A 15,133-nucleotide genomic window follows, 5' to 3' on the forward strand; every position below is an offset into this window, starting at 1 on the left:
ACAACCATGCGAACGTTCAAGAAAATCGTTGCCGGCGGCCTGGCCCTTGTGGCCGTGCTGGCCGCAGCCGGCCTGGCGCTTACCCACCAGGGCGAAATCGCTCCGCAGGCCGGCATTCCCACGGCCGAGTTCTCGCCCCAGCAGATCGCCAAGGGCAAGCTGCTGGCCGAGATGGGCGACTGCGCCGTCTGCCACACCGCTGCCGGCGGCCAGCGCAATGCCGGCGGCCTGGCCATGCCCAGCCCCTTCGGCACCATCTACACCAGCAACATCACGCCCGATGCGCAGACCGGCATCGGCAGCTGGAGCTTCGAAGCCTTCGAGCGCGCCATGCGCCATGGCGTGGACCGCGAGGGCAACTACCTCTATCCGGCCTTCCCCTACACGGCTTTCAGCCGCGTGACCGACGAGGACATGAAGGCCCTCTATGCATACCTGATGAGCGAGCCGGCGGTGCAGAACACGCCGCCCAAGACCGCGCTGGGCTTCCCCTACAACATCCGCCGCGGCATTGCCGCCTGGAACTGGCTGTATCTCAAGCCCGGTGTGGTCAAGGACGACGAAACGCAGGCGCCCGAATGGAACCGCGGCGCCTACCTGGTCGAAGGCCTGGGCCACTGCAGCGCCTGCCACACGCCGCGCAACGGCCTGGCGGCCGAGAAGACCGGCGAATTCCACTTTGCCGGCGGCAGCGCCGAAGGCTGGGATGCGCCGGCCCTGACCGCGAAGTCGCCCTCGCCCCTGCCGTGGACGCATGCGGACCTGGTGACCTACATGAAGAACGGCTTCTCGCCGCGCCACGGCGTGGCGGCCGGCCCCATGGCGCCCGTGGCCCATGGCCTGTCGCAGCAGTCGGACGAGGACCTGAACGCGATTGCCACCTATCTGATGTCTTACCGCGACGCCAAGGCGCCTGCCGGCGACGCCCAGGCGCTGATCCGGGAAAAGACCGCCACCCCGAAGCTGGCACTGGACGCCGAAGGCTACCGCCTCTACCAGGGCGCCTGCATGGGCTGCCACCGTGCCGATCCTTCGGGCAGCACCTTCGGCGTGCGCCCCCAGCTGGCGCTGAACACCAGCCTGCATGCCGCCTCGCCCGACAATGCCATCCTGTCCGTGCTGGAGGGCATACAGAAACCTGCCCACCCCGACCTGGGCACCATGCCGGCCTTCCGCCACAGCCTGAGCGACGCCCAGATCGCCACGCTGCTCAACACCATGCGCGCGCAGTATGGCTTGCAGGAGTGGAAGGATCTGCCGGCCAAGGTGGGCCAGCTGCGCCAGCAGACGGCCGCGCACTGATCCCTGGCAGGCCCAGCCCTGCGCCGGCCGATGGCCAGCCAGGGCCAGCGCAACCGGCCTTTTCGCTCCCCTGCCGCAGCTGCGGCCAAGACTGGGGTTGGCGGAAAGGCCTTTTTTCTTGCATTGCCCGGCCGTACGGCGAACACTCCGGCTGCAGACATGCTCTCCCCAGGGCCGGTGGGCCGCCACCTGCACAGACCATCAGGGCTGAGGGAAAATGCCTTGGACTGCCCCGCCGCTGCACTGCTGCGGCCCCTGCGACAAAGGACCCCAAATGGACAATATCGACGTCATGGTGCTCAAGGCCCTGCGCGACTGGCGCCAGGCCGGCCAGCGCGCGCTGCTTGCCACCGTGGTGCGCACCTGGGGCTCGTCCCCGCGTCCCGTCGGCTCCATGATGACGCTGCGCGAAGACGGCCGTGCCATCGGCTCCGTATCGGGCGGCTGCATCGAGGACGACCTGATCGCCCGCCACACGCGGGCACTGGGCGGTGCCGGCATTCCCGAGGGCACGCCCCAGCTGGTGCGCTATGGCGTGAGCGCCGACGAGGCCCACCGCTTCGGCCTGCCCTGCGGCGGCACGCTGGAGCTGCTGCTGGAATTCAACCCCGACGCGGCCAGCCTGCAGCAGCTGGTCGACCGGCTCGAAAGCGGCTCGCTGGTGGAGCGCCGTGTGGATTGCGAAACCGGCGCCGTCACGCTGCAGGCGGCCGGGCAGCCCGAAGCCCTGGAGTTCGACGGCCACACGCTGGTCAACCACCTGGGCCCCGGCTACCGCATGCTGCTCATCGGCGCCGGCGCCCTGGCCGAATACCTGGCCACCATGGCCTTGTTCAACGGCTTCACGGTCACGGTGTGCGACCCGCGCGAGGAATACATGGGCAGCTGGTCGGTGGACCAGGTCCACAAGATCACGGACATGCCCGACGATGCCGTCACGGCCTTCAGGCCCGATGCGCGCAGCTGCATTGTTGCGCTCACGCACGATCCCAAGCTCGACGACCTGGCCCTGCTGGAAGCCCTGCACAGCCCCGCCTTCTATGTGGGTGCCATCGGTTCGCGGCGCAACAACCACACGCGGCGCGAGCGCATGATCGAGCACTTCGGCGAGACCGAGGTCTCGCTGGCCCGGCTGCGCGGCCCCATCGGGCTGTACATCGGCAGCAAGACGCCCGCCGAGATCGCCGTCAGCGTGATGGCCGAAATCCTGGCCGTCAAGAACGGCGTGCCCCTGCCACGCGAAATGTCGGTGGAAACCGCCAAGCAGGAACACGACATCGCCATGAGCGACAGCGGCCTGCAATGCGCGCTGCCGCAGATCCTGGATCCCGAGGCGACGGCCCGGCGCCACTGAGGCACGACCCTGGATGTTGCAAGCCCTGCCGGCCCCGACCCGCAGGGCTTTTTTCATGGGGCCGCCAGCACGGGCGCAGCTCCTGGCAGCTTGCGGGTTGGGGTATCTACATATGTATCAAAATACAATCAAAGTGTCACAATGAAACAAAAGCTCCAGACACAGGCCTTGTCCGCGCGCCGTATGCTGCGGCACCCTGCCCATGACAGTCCCTACTTCCAGACGCGCACGAACACAGTGGCTGCCAGGTATTGCAGTGGCCGTGCTGGGACTGGCTCTGACTTTCTGGCTCGCTCATCTGCAGCGCAAATCCAGCGAGACGCTGGCGCAGCTGCGGTTCACCGAAGAGGTGCGCGCCTCGTCCAACGCCCTTTCGCAGCGCCTCAATGCCTATACGGAAGTCGTCAACGGCCTGCGGGACCTGTTCCTGCTCAAGCCCCACCTGAGCCGGCGCGAATTCGACCGCATCGTGGCCGAGCGCAATCTCCAGCGCCACTATCCTGAAATCAAGAACCTCTCGTTCGCGCGCTGGGTTCCGCTGGAGCAACTGAGCGCTTTCGAGTTGCGGCGGCGCGCACAGGCCCCGGCGGGCGAGGCGTTCAATCCCGTGCATCCCGCTTACTGGCATGCCGACTACCACATCAACGAATATGTGTGGCCGATGGAAGGCAACAGCGGCGTGCCGGGCCTGGACATCACGTCGCAGCCGGCCAACCTCGAAGCCCAGCTGGTGGCGCGCGGCACCGGCCGCACCGCCCTGTCGGCGCCGTTCACGCTGGTGCAGGAAAGCGATCTTCCCACCGGCATCGTGCTCAGGGCACCGGTCTTCAAGACCGGCAATGCAGCCAGCCTCAGCGAAGACTTCCTCGGCACGGCGGCCGTCAGCATCCGTGTCGCCGACATGGTCCGCGCCGTGCATGCCAACGGCTTTCTCAACAACGTCGCGGTGCGCATCGACGACACAGGGCCCATGGGCCGGCCGCATGCGCCGCCCCAGCCGCTGTATGCCTCTGCGGACTGGCCCGCTGCCGGACCGCAGGAGACACAGGAGCTGCAGCTGCATGGCCGGCGCTGGCGCCTGGTGTTCAGGCCCGTGGGCGTGGCGCTGTCCACGACGGAAAAATTCGCACCCCACTGGATCGCGGGCATGGGCATGGCGATCTCCCTGCTGCTTGCCGCCCTCGTCACGCTGCTGGTGCGCCTGCGCATGCAGGCCCTGCAGGAAGCGGAAATCTCCAGCGAGGCCTTGCAGCAAAGCGAAAGCAGCCTGCGCGCCATCTTCAACCAGGCGGCCGTCGGGGTCGCCCAGGTGCAGATGGCCACGGGGCGGGCCGTGCGCATGAACGAGCGCTACAGCACCATCCTCGGCTATACCTTGGAAGAGCTCTACGCCATGAGCTTCCTGGACCTTTCCCATGTCCAGGGCCTGGACAGGGACCTGGAACAGCTGGAAAGGCTCAAGTCCGGCGAGATCCGCGAATACCAGCTCGAAAAATGCCTGCGGCGCAAGGACGGGCGCGAAATCTGGATCGACCTTTCCGTCTCGTCGATGGGCGCCCAGGACGAGGAAGGCCTGTACTACATTGCCGTGGTCCAGGACATCACGGCGCGCCGGCTGCTCGAGGACTCCCTGCGCGACAGCGAACGCTATCTGCGCAACATCCTGCGCCATCTGCCCGTGGGACTGAGCATCGTGCGAGAGGACGGCCGCTTTACCTTCAGCAACGACTGCAATGTCCAGATCTGCGGCTACAGCGTCGAGGACATACCGAATGCCGAGGCATGGTGGCGCCAGGTCTATCCCGATCCGCAGGTGCGCGAGAACGCCCGCCGCAGCTGGCTCGCCGACTGCATGCAGGCGCGCCAGAGCAACGGCCACATTCCCGCCCGCGAATACGAGATCCGCTGCAAGAACGGCCAGATGCGGCTGGTGGAGATCGCCGGCATAGCGCTGGACGAAGACTACCTGGTCACCATGGTGGACCTGAGCCAGCGCAAGGCCGCCGAGGACAAGATCCGCCACCTGGCCTACTACGACCCGTTGACGCATCTGCCCAACCGCCGCATGCTGCGCGACCACCTGCAGCAGGTGCTCGACGCCCAGGCGCGCCGCAACGGCTGGGGGGCGCTGCTGCTGCTGGACATCGACAACTTCAAGACACTCAACGACACGCGCGGCCATGACCAGGGCGATGCGCTGCTGTGCGAGGTGGCGCGCCGGCTGCGCAACGGGACTGCCGGCCGCCACATGGTGGCGCGCCTGGGCGGCGACGAGTTCGTGGTCGTGTTCGAGGACCTGGCCGACAGCCCCGGACAGGCCCAGGCGCTGGCGCGCGAAAAAGGCTCGCGCATCCTGGCCCTGCTGCGCGAGCCCTATCCGCTCGAGGGCGAGGCCTTCCATGCCACGGCCAGCATCGGCGTGACGGTCTTCTCGGGAGCGCAGGAACAGATCTCCGACCTGCTCAAGCGCGCCGACCTGGCCATGTACCAGGCCAAGGCCACGGGACGCAATGCGCTGGAGTTCTACGACCCGCAGCTGCAGGCCGTGGTGCGGGCGCGGGCCCGGCTCGTGGCGGACATCCGCGCCGGCATTGCCGGCGGCCAGTTCGAGCTGTTCTACCAGCCCCAGGTGGAGGGGAACTCCGTCTGCGGCTGCGAAGCGCTGCTGCGCTGGCGCCATCCGCGCGAAGGCTACGTCTCACCGGCGGTCTTCATTCCGCTGGCCGAGGAAACCGGGCTGATCCTGCAGCTGGGCGAATGGGTTCTGCAGGCCGCCTGCCGGCAGCTCGCCACCTGGGCGCAGGAGCCCAGGCTGGCCCATCTCACGCTGGCCGTCAACGTCAGCCCGCGCCAGTTCCGCCAGCCGGGCTTCGTCGGCCAGGTGCTGGCCGCGCTGGCCAGCGCCGGCGCACGCCCGCACAAGCTCAAGCTGGAGCTCACCGAAGGACTGCTGCTGGACAACCTCGAGGACACCATCCGGAAGATGGGCGAGCTCAAGGCCCATGGCGTGGGGTTTGCGCTGGACGACTTCGGCACCGGCTACTCCTCGCTGTCCTATCTCAAGCGCCTGCCGCTGGACCAGCTCAAGATCGACCAGGGCTTTGTGCGCGACGTGCTCACCGATCCCAACGATGCCACCATTGCGCGCACCATCGTCGCGCTGGGTACCAGCCTGGGCCTGCATGTGATCGCGGAAGGCGTGGAAACCGAGGCGCAGCGCCTGTTCCTGCAGGCCCATGGCTGCCATGCCTGGCAGGGCTACCTGCTGAGCCCGCCCGTTTCGGCCGAGCGCTTCGGGGCCTTGCCGCTGACCTACGGGCTGCCCGTCCAGGCCCGGCTGCGCGAAAGCGGGGCCCGCTGACGGAGCATGCCGCAGCCGGGCGGTGCGCCGCCGGCATCCCGCGGCGGCCGATGAAACACACGGTTTCATAACCATAGCAACAAACTGCGTCTGCAAAGGCGCAGCAGCGGTTTTCACAGGCATTGTCGGCGTACCATCGCCGACTGCATGACGACCGCCAAGAACAAAAATACGCCAGCGCGCAAGCGCAGTTCCGCCAAGAAGAAAACCCGCTCGGGTTTCAGCCGCTTCCAGAAGTTTTCCGCCTCGGCGCTGGCCGCGGCGCTGGCCAGCTTCCAGATTGCCAGCTGCAGTTTCAATCCGCACTGGAGCCTTGGCCAGCTCGGCGCCGCCGCGCTTTCGGCCATCCATATTCCGGCGCTCGAAAGCCTGCGCAAATCCGGCTGGCCTGCGGACACCGGCAACACGCACCGGCCTGCACCAGGCCACGCCGGCCAGGGCACGGCAAGCGCGGGCCACCACAGGCCGTCGGGCACCACGGCCGGCCAGCCCACGCGCACGGCCGCTTCGTCGGCCACTTCCTTCGCCAGTTGCCCGCAGTTCTTTCCCGGCGGCCGCGCGCCGTCGCTGCAGGTCCAGCCCCAGCAGCGCGAGCTATGCTTCAGCGGCTTTGCCGTGCTGCACAGCGGGCTGACCAAGACGCCGGTCTTCGTGGCCGAACGCCTCAACCGCCAGCTGCTGCTGCAGGGCCAGGGGCTGCAGCGCACCGACAAGTTCTATGCGGATGCGCGCCTGCCGCGCATGGAACGCTCGGAGCTCGACGACTACAAGCGCTCGGGCTTCTCGCGCGGCCACATGGCGCCGGCCGCGGACATGGCCTCGCCCGAGGCCATGGCCCAGAGCTTCAGCCTGGCCAACATGGTGCCGCAGAACCAGGTGCACAACGCCGGCGTGTGGGCCAAGGTGGAGGAGGACACGCGCAAGTACGCCCTGCGCGCCCAGGGCGATGTGTTCGTGTTCACGGGCCCGGTGTTCAGCGGCCCGGTCCAGACCATCGGCGCCAACCAGGTGCATGTGCCGGACTACCTGTTCAAGCTGGTCTACGACGCCACCACGGGCCGCAGCTGGGTCTACTGGCAGGCCAACAGCGCCGACACGCGCATGGGTCCGCCGATCAGCTACGAGGAATTCACGCGCCGCACGGGCATGCCGCTGCTGGCCAACGTGCACTTGCCCCGCGCCTGATGCTCATAAAAAATGAGCTGCCGGCGCCTTTCATCCCGATCGTTGGCATGGATTCATCCACGAAGACGAGAAGAAACGGGCGCAGGCAGCTCTCTTTTTTGAGAGTACCGGTCAGAAGGTGATGACCTTGTCGGCTTCGAGCGTCCAGTCGGCCAGCTCGGGCAGCGTGCCGATTTCCACGCCCCCGATCAGGGTCAGCTCGGCCAGGCCGCGCGCCAGCGCGCAGGTGCGGCACAGCTTGAGGGTCACGCCCTCGGCCACCAGCTGCTCGACCATGGCCTGCAGGCCGCTGCCCGCGCCGTCGTGCTGATGGGGCAGGCCCACCACGGTGGCGTCGGACATCAGAAACAGCTTGACCTCGGGCCGCGCATCGTGGCCGCGCAAGGCCATGGCCACGCGCAGGGCGGACAGGCAGCGCTCGCTGCCATAAGGCGCGGCATGGACGATCACAACGATTTTTTGTGTCATGGCGAAATTCTCGAACGGTGATTCAGAGCACAGCGCTTAAACCGGCGCGACCCAACTCAGAGATGCCGACCAAGAGCCGCCTCGCGGCGGGGGCGCCTAGCTGAAGGCATCGTCCCCCTCCCGTAGCGCGCAGCGCGTAGAAAGAGAGCGCCCGGCTAGGGGGAAGCGGCGGGGCCGCCCAGGCAAAGCCGCTTCGGGGGAGCAACCTCATCTACGGATGAGGTACCGAATGGTCGGCCCGTCCTGCTGGATCTCCAGCACCTCGTAGCCGTGGTTCTTGGCGTCGAGCGGAATGTTGTTGATCGACTGCGGGCAGTCCGACACCACTTCCAGGATCTGGCCGGGCAGCAGCTGGGGCATGGCCTCCAGCGTGGCCACGGCGGGATAGGGACAGGGCTCGCCCACCATGTCGAGGCGGAAATCGGGCACGTATTGCGGTTGGCTCATGAGGATTCCTTGGTTGTTCAGGCTGCCTGCAGCGCGGCGGCCGCACGCTGCTTTTGGGCGAAGAAGCGCTTTTCCCACCACAGCACCAGGGCCAGCGCCACGCCCAGCATCGCATAGGTGGCCAGCAGCCCGCCCTGGGGGCCGAGCTCCCGCAGCAGGTTGACCTTGTCGTAGTTGACGGCGATCACGGGCGCGATGTCGTCCCAGACCAGCGCCAGCAGCGTGGAGCCGATGATGTTGCCCAGGCCCACCCACCAGTAGTGCACCTGGCCTTCGACGGCGCGGTACATCCAGCCCGTCTCGCAGCCGCCGGCCAGCACGATGCCGAAGCCGAACAGCAGGCCGCCGATCACGGCGTTCGGTCCGGCCCAGAAGATCTTGGGATCCATGCCCAGCTGCACATAGCTGTAGATGCCGATGGTGCCCACGGCCATGCCCGCGATGATGGCCTTGGCCATCTGCGTGCGGCCCGTGATCCACAGGTCGCGGAAGGCCGAGGTGAAGCAGACCTGCGCACGCTCGATGATCAGGCCGAAGGCCAGGCCGAACAGCGCGGCAAAACCCAGCTTGGGCGCGTCGAAGACCTTGGCCACGGCCCAGACCACGAAGGCCAGGAACAGCGCCATGCCGATGCGAAAGCGGCGCCGGGCCTGGGCTTCGCGCCGGCCCAGCGGCTGCGGCGCACTGACTTTCTGCAGCTTCACCGGAATGCGGAAGACGGGCAGCAGGCTGACCTTGGCGCCTGCCAGCGAGCCGATGGCCGTGGCTATCGCGAAGAACCAGGCATGCAGCGAGAACTGCGGAATGCCCGTGAAGAAGGCCGCCAGATTGCAGCCCATGGCCAGCCGCGCGCCAAAGCCCGCGATGATGCCGCCGACGATGGCCTGGAACACGCGGATGCGGTGGTTGGGCAGGCGCAGCTTGACATTGTTGGCCCACAGCGCGGCCGAGAAGCAGCCCACGAACATGCCGATGATCATCACCCCGTCGACGCGCGTGAGCGGCGTGCCCTGCAGGCCGATGACCTTGAAGTAGCCCCAGCCGGACAGGTCCACGCCGAGGAACTGCAGGATATGCCCGCCCCAGCGGGTGAATTCGCCGGTCACGGCCCAGAAGGTGCCGGTGATGCCGAAGTAGTACGCGGAGAGAACGCCTGCCGCAATCACTGCGGGTACGGGCGACCAGAAGCGCACCAGGTATTGGTGTTTGAAGTCTTGCCAGCTCATGCCTTGCTTTCCCGCCGCGCGGGTGGGCGCGGCGCATTTTCCGAAGCACCAGAGAAAAAACGCAAAAACCACGGAGATTTCTGCGCTTTCAAGGTTCTGGCGAACGGCTACCAAAAGGTGCCCATCCATGGGCTGCGAGCCCGGCCCTTGCGGACCCTCGGCTCACATGAGCGGCCATTATCCGCCGGCAGGTCCGCCATCGTGCCGGCGAAGAACTTGCCTTATCAAATTGCCTTACTTAGAAGCGGGTGCCGCGGCGGCGTCCGGAGCCGCTGCAGCGGGTGCAACTGATACCGCAGAAGCGGCCGGCGCCGGCTCGGCCGTGGGCGCAGCCGCGGCGGTGGAAGCACCGTGCTGCCAGCCCGCCGGCAGCACGCCGTCCAGCCAGTGCATGCGCCAGGCCAGCAGCAGGGCCGCGGCCAGCACGGCCAGCGCGCACAGCGTGTTGCGCAGGCCGTGCCTGTCGGCATAGGGATCGGCCAGGCTGCGGCGCGCGTTCAAGGGCACCTTGGCCGTCTGCGACAGGCTGCGCCCCAGGCTCAGGTTGATGTTCATGCGGCCGTTGATGGCCCAGCCGCTGGCATCCAGGATCGGGCCCAGGCTGCGCTGGCGCAGCTTGAGCCAGGCGATCATCATGCTGGGGCCGGAGATAGCCAGGATGATGCCCAGCAGGGCCACCGGAATCCACGGGCCCAGCTCGATGAACTTGCCGAAGATGCCCACCGCCACGGCGCTCAGCGAGCCCAGGGCCACGCCGATGGCGGCCACCGTGCCCACGTCCGTCTTGCGCGCGGCCGCAGGCGCCAGGTCCCTGGGCGCCGTCGCGAGCTTGGCCGCGCTGTCGCCGAGGCTGGCATTGACCACGTCGTTCTTGGCCGCCGCATGCTTGGCCACCTGCTCCTCCACCATGCGCAGGAACTTCTTGTACGGCGAGAAGAAAGCCTGGCCGATGCTGGTGGGGTTGTCGATGAGCTTGACGATGGTGGCGTCCCAGTCGTTGCCGGCACGGTCATAGAAAACCCCGTTGCGGCCCACGAACAGGAAATCCACATCGCCGGCCGTGAAGGCCGCCACGATGGTCTTCTTCTCGCTGCCGCGCCGGCATTCGCAATAGGCCAGATAGGTCTTGGCCATGGCGGCCAGCGCCGCGTGCGCACCCGCGTCGGCCACCTCCACGGTCAGGTCGCAGCTGCGCCCGTCCAGGAACAGGGTGCCGGCCTGGAAGGCCGCGCCCTCGCGGCGGTAGAAGCAGGAGAACGAAACGAAGTTGTTGAGCAGCGCCAGCAGGTCGCGCTGCAGGCGGATCAGCTTTTCCAGCGCCTGCGCCTGCAGGCTGTGCTCCTTCTCCGCCTCGTCCTGCGCCAGCAACGCCATCAGTGCGGCCTGCAGGCCGCTGTCCAGCAGTTCCTGCACCTGTGCTTCGGTCAGCGCGCCCAGCGGCGTGGCCGGGCACGCGGCCAGCCATTGCTGGCACTGGGCCAGCCTGGCCTTGAGCTGCTCCCACTGCGCTTCGTCCAGCACCGTCAGCGCATGGCCGAACACCGGCTCCACCGCCTGCTCGCGCAGGACTTGCAGCGCAGCGGCCCAGGCGGGATTGACGCCCTGCACCAGCGGCAGGCGGCGTTCGCCGGTGACGGAAGCCAGCGGCAGCGCCGCAATCGCTTCGGAGCTGCCGCTGAGCACGCTCTGGCCCAGGGCCGCATAGCCCTCTTCCGTGGGATTGAGCGGCAGCTGCGCCCGGGGATCGAACTCCACCAGCCGCGCACGCGCAAAGAAGTCGTCCACCTTGGCCTGCACTGCATTCACGGCCTCGGCCGCGGCCAGCGCACGCGCCCGCGGCTGCAGATGGCAGCCCAGCTCGGCGGCCTGGGCAAACCAGGCCTGCAGTGCCTGCACATCGGCAAAAAAGGCCTCGGCCTTGGCGCGGTCGATGCCGGGCACGCCATCGCAGCCGTCCACGGCGCCATAGGTTTCCTGGATGCGGGAGATCAGCGCGGCCAGCGCTTCGTCGCCTCCTGCCGTGGCGGCGCTGATCACGCCGTCGCCGTTGAAGCGCAGGGCCTGCAGCGAAGCCAGGCGCTCCTGCACCTGGGCCAGCGTCAGCGACGTGGCCTCGGGGCTCCCGGCCAGAGCCAGCACCCGCTGCGCCTCGGACAGCAGCAGTGCGCCCTGCTCGGTGTCGGCGTTGATGCTGGCCAGCTGCAGCACATCACCGCCATCGGCCAGCACCTGCGGATCGCGCACGCAGGACACGGCCCACTCGCAGGCGGCCACCAGTTCGGGCGGGCGGATGCGCCCGTCCTTGCTGGTATCGATCAGATCCAGCGTCGCGCTGTCGAACTCGATGCCCCGCGTGGGACAGGCCAGCGCCACCCACAGCTTCTGGTCCAGCTCTCCTATGTGGGCAATGTCCTGGCCGGTGCGGATCACCACCTGGTCCACCTCGCCGGCGCGGAAGAACTGCCACTCGTACTGCTGCTGCATGAAAACCCAAACTCCCGGGCATGTCGCCCTGTTGACCCTGTCCATCGCGCCCGGGCATGTTCCGCAATGGGCGCGTGCTACAAAAGGCGAAGAGTTTAAAAGTCATTTCGGCCGCCGAATTGGTGACATTTGTGAAATCCTGAAGGGCTTGCCGGCCGCCACCCTGCGGGCGGCCCCGATGGCGGCGCCATGGCGGCATGCCACAATCTGCGCCCATGGCCTCCGCTCCGGACACCGTCTCCCTCGCCTCTTCGCACCCCCCTGCCTCCGGCACGGCTGCCGACGCCCATGCCGCAGCATCCGGCGCGGCGTCCGGCACCTCGCGCCTGCCGCCCTCGGTGGCCGGCGCCTTTGCGGCCGCTGCCTATGCCTTGCAGCACAGCACGCAGGGCGGCGCGCCAGGGGCATCCGATGCCCCCGCCGGCCCGCCCTACGACGAGGAAACCGGGCTGCTGCCCCAGCTCTATGCCAGCCGCCTGGGGCCGCGCACGCGCGCTTCTTCGCGCGCCTACTACCTGCGCCAGTTCGCGCGCTTCGACGCGCTGGACAAGGGACTGCCCAGCTGGAATGCGGCCGCCGGTTTTTTCACCCTGGCCTGGTGCTGCTGGCGCGGCCTGTGGACCGAAGCCGGCCGCTACCTGGGCTGCGTGGCCGTGGCGGCGCTTGCCTGGTGGTGGGGCATCCGGCCATCCATGCCTGCGCCCATGGCCTATGGCGTGGCCGCCGCGCTATGGCTGGCCGCCGTGGCCGTGCCCGGGCTCATGGGCAATGGCTGGCTGTGGCGCCAGGTCCGCGCGCAGACACTGCGCGCCATCACGGGCTCGGCCACCGTCGCCCAAGCGCACGAGAAGCTGGCCGCACAGGCCGGCACGCCCCGCCAGCAGATCCTGGCCGGACTGGTCGCCGCACTGCCGATCGCCGCGGCGGCCGGCGCCGGCCTGGCCTGGCTGACGGCGCAGCAGCATGCCGCGCCGCCAACTGCACCCTCTCCTGCCAGCCCGGCTCCCGCCGCCCTACCTGCCGCATCGGCCCCGGCGCCGGCTCCTTCACCAGTGCCCCGGCCTGCCACGGCTGATGCCGAGCCCGCACCGCCTGCAGTGCCTGCCGGACAGCCCGCGCCACAGGCCGCGGCAGAACCGCCGCCCGATCCCGCCCCCGCATCGAAACCGCAGCCGGAACACCCATCCGCCCCGCCCAAGGCCCAGGCGCCCGTGCCGCAACCGGCGAAGGCCGGCGCAGCACCCGAGCCCGCCCAGGCCGGTGCGCAAGCCCCTGCGGCACAGCTGCAGCCCGGGCGCTTCTATCTGAATGTGGGCGTGTTCTCCGACCAGGCCAATGCGCAGCGCACCGCGGCGCTGCTGCAGGACGCCGGGCTCACGCCCATGGCGCAGACGCTGCACAGCAATAAGGGCGAAGTCACGCGCATACGCACCGGCCCGTTTGCCTCGGCCAGGCAGGCCGAGAAGGCCGCCCGGCAGCTGCGCGCGCACAAGCTGGAGCCGACGGTGTTTCAATATGCAAGCCCTGACGCTCATGAAAAGAGAGCTGGCAGCGCCGTCAAATCCTGATTTTCAATGCACATTCGTCTTGGAATGACGGGGCAGCAAGCGTCAGCCGCTCCCTTTTTATGCTTTTGCGCGCAAGGCGTCTTGCAAACAATGCTGACAGCACCGGCCGCCCAGGCCCACTAAGCTCGGGGTCTTCGATCCTGTCCGCGATTCAAGGAGCATTCATGCCATCTCGCTTCACCCCTACCCAGCAGCCCCGCAAGGCAACACGTGCGGCATGGGCCGCCGCCCTGGGCGCGCTTGCGCTGCTGGCCGCAGGCTGCGCCAACATGGGCAGCCCGGGTGGCGGCCAGCCCTCGCAGCCGCCGCGCCCGCTTCAGGTCTGCAACGCCCAGGCCGCCCAGTCCTTCGTGGGCAAGAGCAATACCGCCGCCACCGTGGAAGCCGCGCGCAAGAAGTCCGGCTCCTATGTGGCCCGCGTGCTCGGCGAGAACCAGCCCACGACCATGGAATACAACCAGGAGCGGCTCAACCTCATCGTCAACAGCGCCGGCCAGATCACGGCGGCGCGCTGCGGCTGAACCAGTGGTCCAGACAAAAAAGGACGCTCCAGGCGTCCTTTTTTCTTGGCTTCGCGGCCTCGTCAGTCCGCAAGAAACAATTCCTGCAGATCGCTGAGAAAGTCGAAGCCGCGCTCGGTCGGCACCACGCGGCCCAGCTCGCGCGTGATCAGGCCCTTGGCCTGGGCCTGGTCCAGTCCCCCGGCGATGGCCGACAGCGGCAGGCCGGTGCGCTCCATGAACTCCTGCAGCGCAAAGCCGCCGCGCAGGCGCAGCGCGTTGAGCATGTACTCGAACGGCAGGTCGGCGCGCCGGACTTCGCTGTCCTGCGCCAGCGGCGTGCCGGCCAGCGCCATGTCCATGTAGCGCGCCGGATCGCGAAAGCGCACCTGGCGCACGATGCGGTGCGCAAAGCTGAGCTTGCTGTGCGCGCCGGCGCCTATGCCCAGATAGTCGCCGAACTGCCAGTAATTGGTGTTGTGGAAGCACTGGTGGCCGGGCCGGGCATAGGCCGAGACCTCGTAGCGCTGCATGCCGGCCGCGCCGGTGCGCGCGGTGATCAGATCCAGCATGTCGTAGGCCGTGTCGTCCTCGGGCACCACGGGCGGGTACTTGGCGAAATAGGTGTTGGGCTCGATGGTCAGGTGGTAGATCGACAGGTGCGGCGGCGCGAACGACAGGGCCGTGTCCACGTCGCGCTGCAGGTCCATCAGCGTCTGGCCGGGCAGCGCATACATCAGATCGATGTTGAAGGTCTCGAAGTTGTCGGCGGCCTCGCGCACGGCCGCCCTGGCCTGCGCCGCATCGTGCACGCGGCCCACGGCCTGCAGATGGCGGTCGTCGAAGCTCTGCACGCCGACGGACAGGCGGTTGATGCCGGCCGCGCGGAAGGCCTTGAAACGGTCCTTCTCGAAAGTGCCGGGGTTGGCCTCCATGGTGATCTCGCAATCGGGCTCCATGCGCAGCCGCGCGCGCAGCCCCGCGACCAGCCGGTCGATGGCCTGCGGCGAGAACAGGCTGGGCGTGCCGCCGCCCATGAAGACGCTGTGCACCGTGCGCCCCCAGATCAGCGGCAGCGCGCTTTCCAGGTCGGCCATCAGCGCATCGATATAGCGGTCCTCGGGCAATGCGTCGCCCTTGCTCCAGGCATGCGAATTGAAGTCGCAGTACGGGCATTTCTTCAGGCACCAGGGCAGGTGCACGTAGAGCGACAGCGGCGGCAGGCTGCCCAGCTGCAG

General features: G+C 68.1%; 11 protein-coding genes. 6 read left to right on the forward strand and 5 right to left on the reverse strand.

Going from position 1 to position 15,133, the window contains the following annotated elements:
• Positions 1-6 precede the first annotated feature (6 nt).
• The 4 genes from Cte04_RS20400 to Cte04_RS20415 all read left to right on the forward strand — a co-directional run bounded on the left by Cte04_RS20400 (position 7) and on the right by Cte04_RS20415 (position 7,202).
• Positions 7-1,302, forward strand: a complete 1,296-nt coding sequence (locus Cte04_RS20400) for a c-type cytochrome (RefSeq protein ID WP_066483539.1) — start codon at positions 7-9, stop codon at positions 1,300-1,302.
• A gap of 274 nt (positions 1,303-1,576) precedes the next feature.
• On the forward strand, positions 1,577-2,656 hold the full coding sequence (locus Cte04_RS20405) for an XdhC family protein (RefSeq protein ID WP_066483541.1): 1,080 nt from the start codon (positions 1,577-1,579) through the stop codon (positions 2,654-2,656).
• A gap of 262 nt (positions 2,657-2,918) precedes the next feature.
• Positions 2,919-6,017 carry a bifunctional diguanylate cyclase/phosphodiesterase gene (locus Cte04_RS20410; RefSeq protein WP_306302933.1) on the forward strand — a complete coding sequence of 1,033 codons (3,099 nt, stop codon included), beginning with the start codon at positions 2,919-2,921 and terminating at the stop codon, positions 6,015-6,017.
• Positions 6,018-6,164: 147 nt separating this feature from the next.
• Complete coding sequence (locus Cte04_RS20415; RefSeq protein ID WP_066483544.1) at positions 6,165-7,202, forward strand: DNA/RNA non-specific endonuclease; 1,038 nt, start codon at positions 6,165-6,167, stop codon at positions 7,200-7,202.
• Positions 7,203-7,313: 111 nt separating this feature from the next.
• On the opposite strand, the gene Cte04_RS20420 is transcribed toward Cte04_RS20415, so the two are convergent.
• The 4 genes from Cte04_RS20420 to Cte04_RS20435 form a co-directional block, all read right to left on the reverse strand.
• Positions 7,314-7,670: a DsrE/DsrF/TusD sulfur relay family protein gene (locus Cte04_RS20420; RefSeq protein ID WP_066483545.1), complete on the reverse strand. Its 357-nt coding sequence runs from the start codon at positions 7,668-7,670 to the stop codon at positions 7,314-7,316.
• A gap of 207 nt (positions 7,671-7,877) precedes the next feature.
• Positions 7,878-8,117 (reverse strand): sulfurtransferase-like selenium metabolism protein YedF, encoded by a 240-nt coding sequence (yedF, locus tag Cte04_RS20425; RefSeq protein ID WP_066483549.1) that lies wholly within the window; start codon positions 8,115-8,117, stop codon positions 7,878-7,880.
• A 17-nt stretch (positions 8,118-8,134) separates the two neighbouring features.
• Entirely contained in the window at positions 8,135-9,472 is a 1,338-nt protein-coding gene (yedE, locus tag Cte04_RS20430) for a selenium metabolism membrane protein YedE/FdhT (protein ID WP_281178794.1), read from the reverse strand.
• 105 nt (positions 9,473-9,577) lie between these two features.
• Positions 9,578-11,827: a hypothetical protein gene (locus Cte04_RS20435; RefSeq protein WP_066483555.1), complete on the reverse strand. Its 2,250-nt coding sequence runs from the start codon at positions 11,825-11,827 to the stop codon at positions 9,578-9,580.
• A gap of 215 nt (positions 11,828-12,042) precedes the next feature.
• Here Cte04_RS20435 and Cte04_RS20440 point away from each other — a divergent pair, with 215 nt between their 5' ends.
• On the forward strand, positions 12,043-13,395 hold the full coding sequence (locus Cte04_RS20440) for an SPOR domain-containing protein (RefSeq protein ID WP_066483557.1): 1,353 nt from the start codon (positions 12,043-12,045) through the stop codon (positions 13,393-13,395).
• A 164-nt stretch (positions 13,396-13,559) separates the two neighbouring features.
• Positions 13,560-13,916 carry an I78 family peptidase inhibitor gene (locus Cte04_RS20445; RefSeq protein WP_066483559.1) on the forward strand — a complete coding sequence of 119 codons (357 nt, stop codon included), beginning with the start codon at positions 13,560-13,562 and terminating at the stop codon, positions 13,914-13,916.
• A gap of 62 nt (positions 13,917-13,978) precedes the next feature.
• On the opposite strand, the gene hemW is transcribed toward Cte04_RS20445, so the two are convergent.
• A partial coding sequence (hemW, locus tag Cte04_RS20450; protein ID WP_066483560.1) for a radical SAM family heme chaperone HemW occupies positions 13,979-15,133 on the reverse strand: 1,155 nt, incomplete at its 5' end.

Origin of the sequence: Comamonas terrae (assembly GCF_001544075.1) — a bacterium.
Taxonomy (GTDB): Bacteria; Pseudomonadota; Gammaproteobacteria; order Burkholderiales; family Burkholderiaceae_C; genus Comamonas; species Comamonas terrae.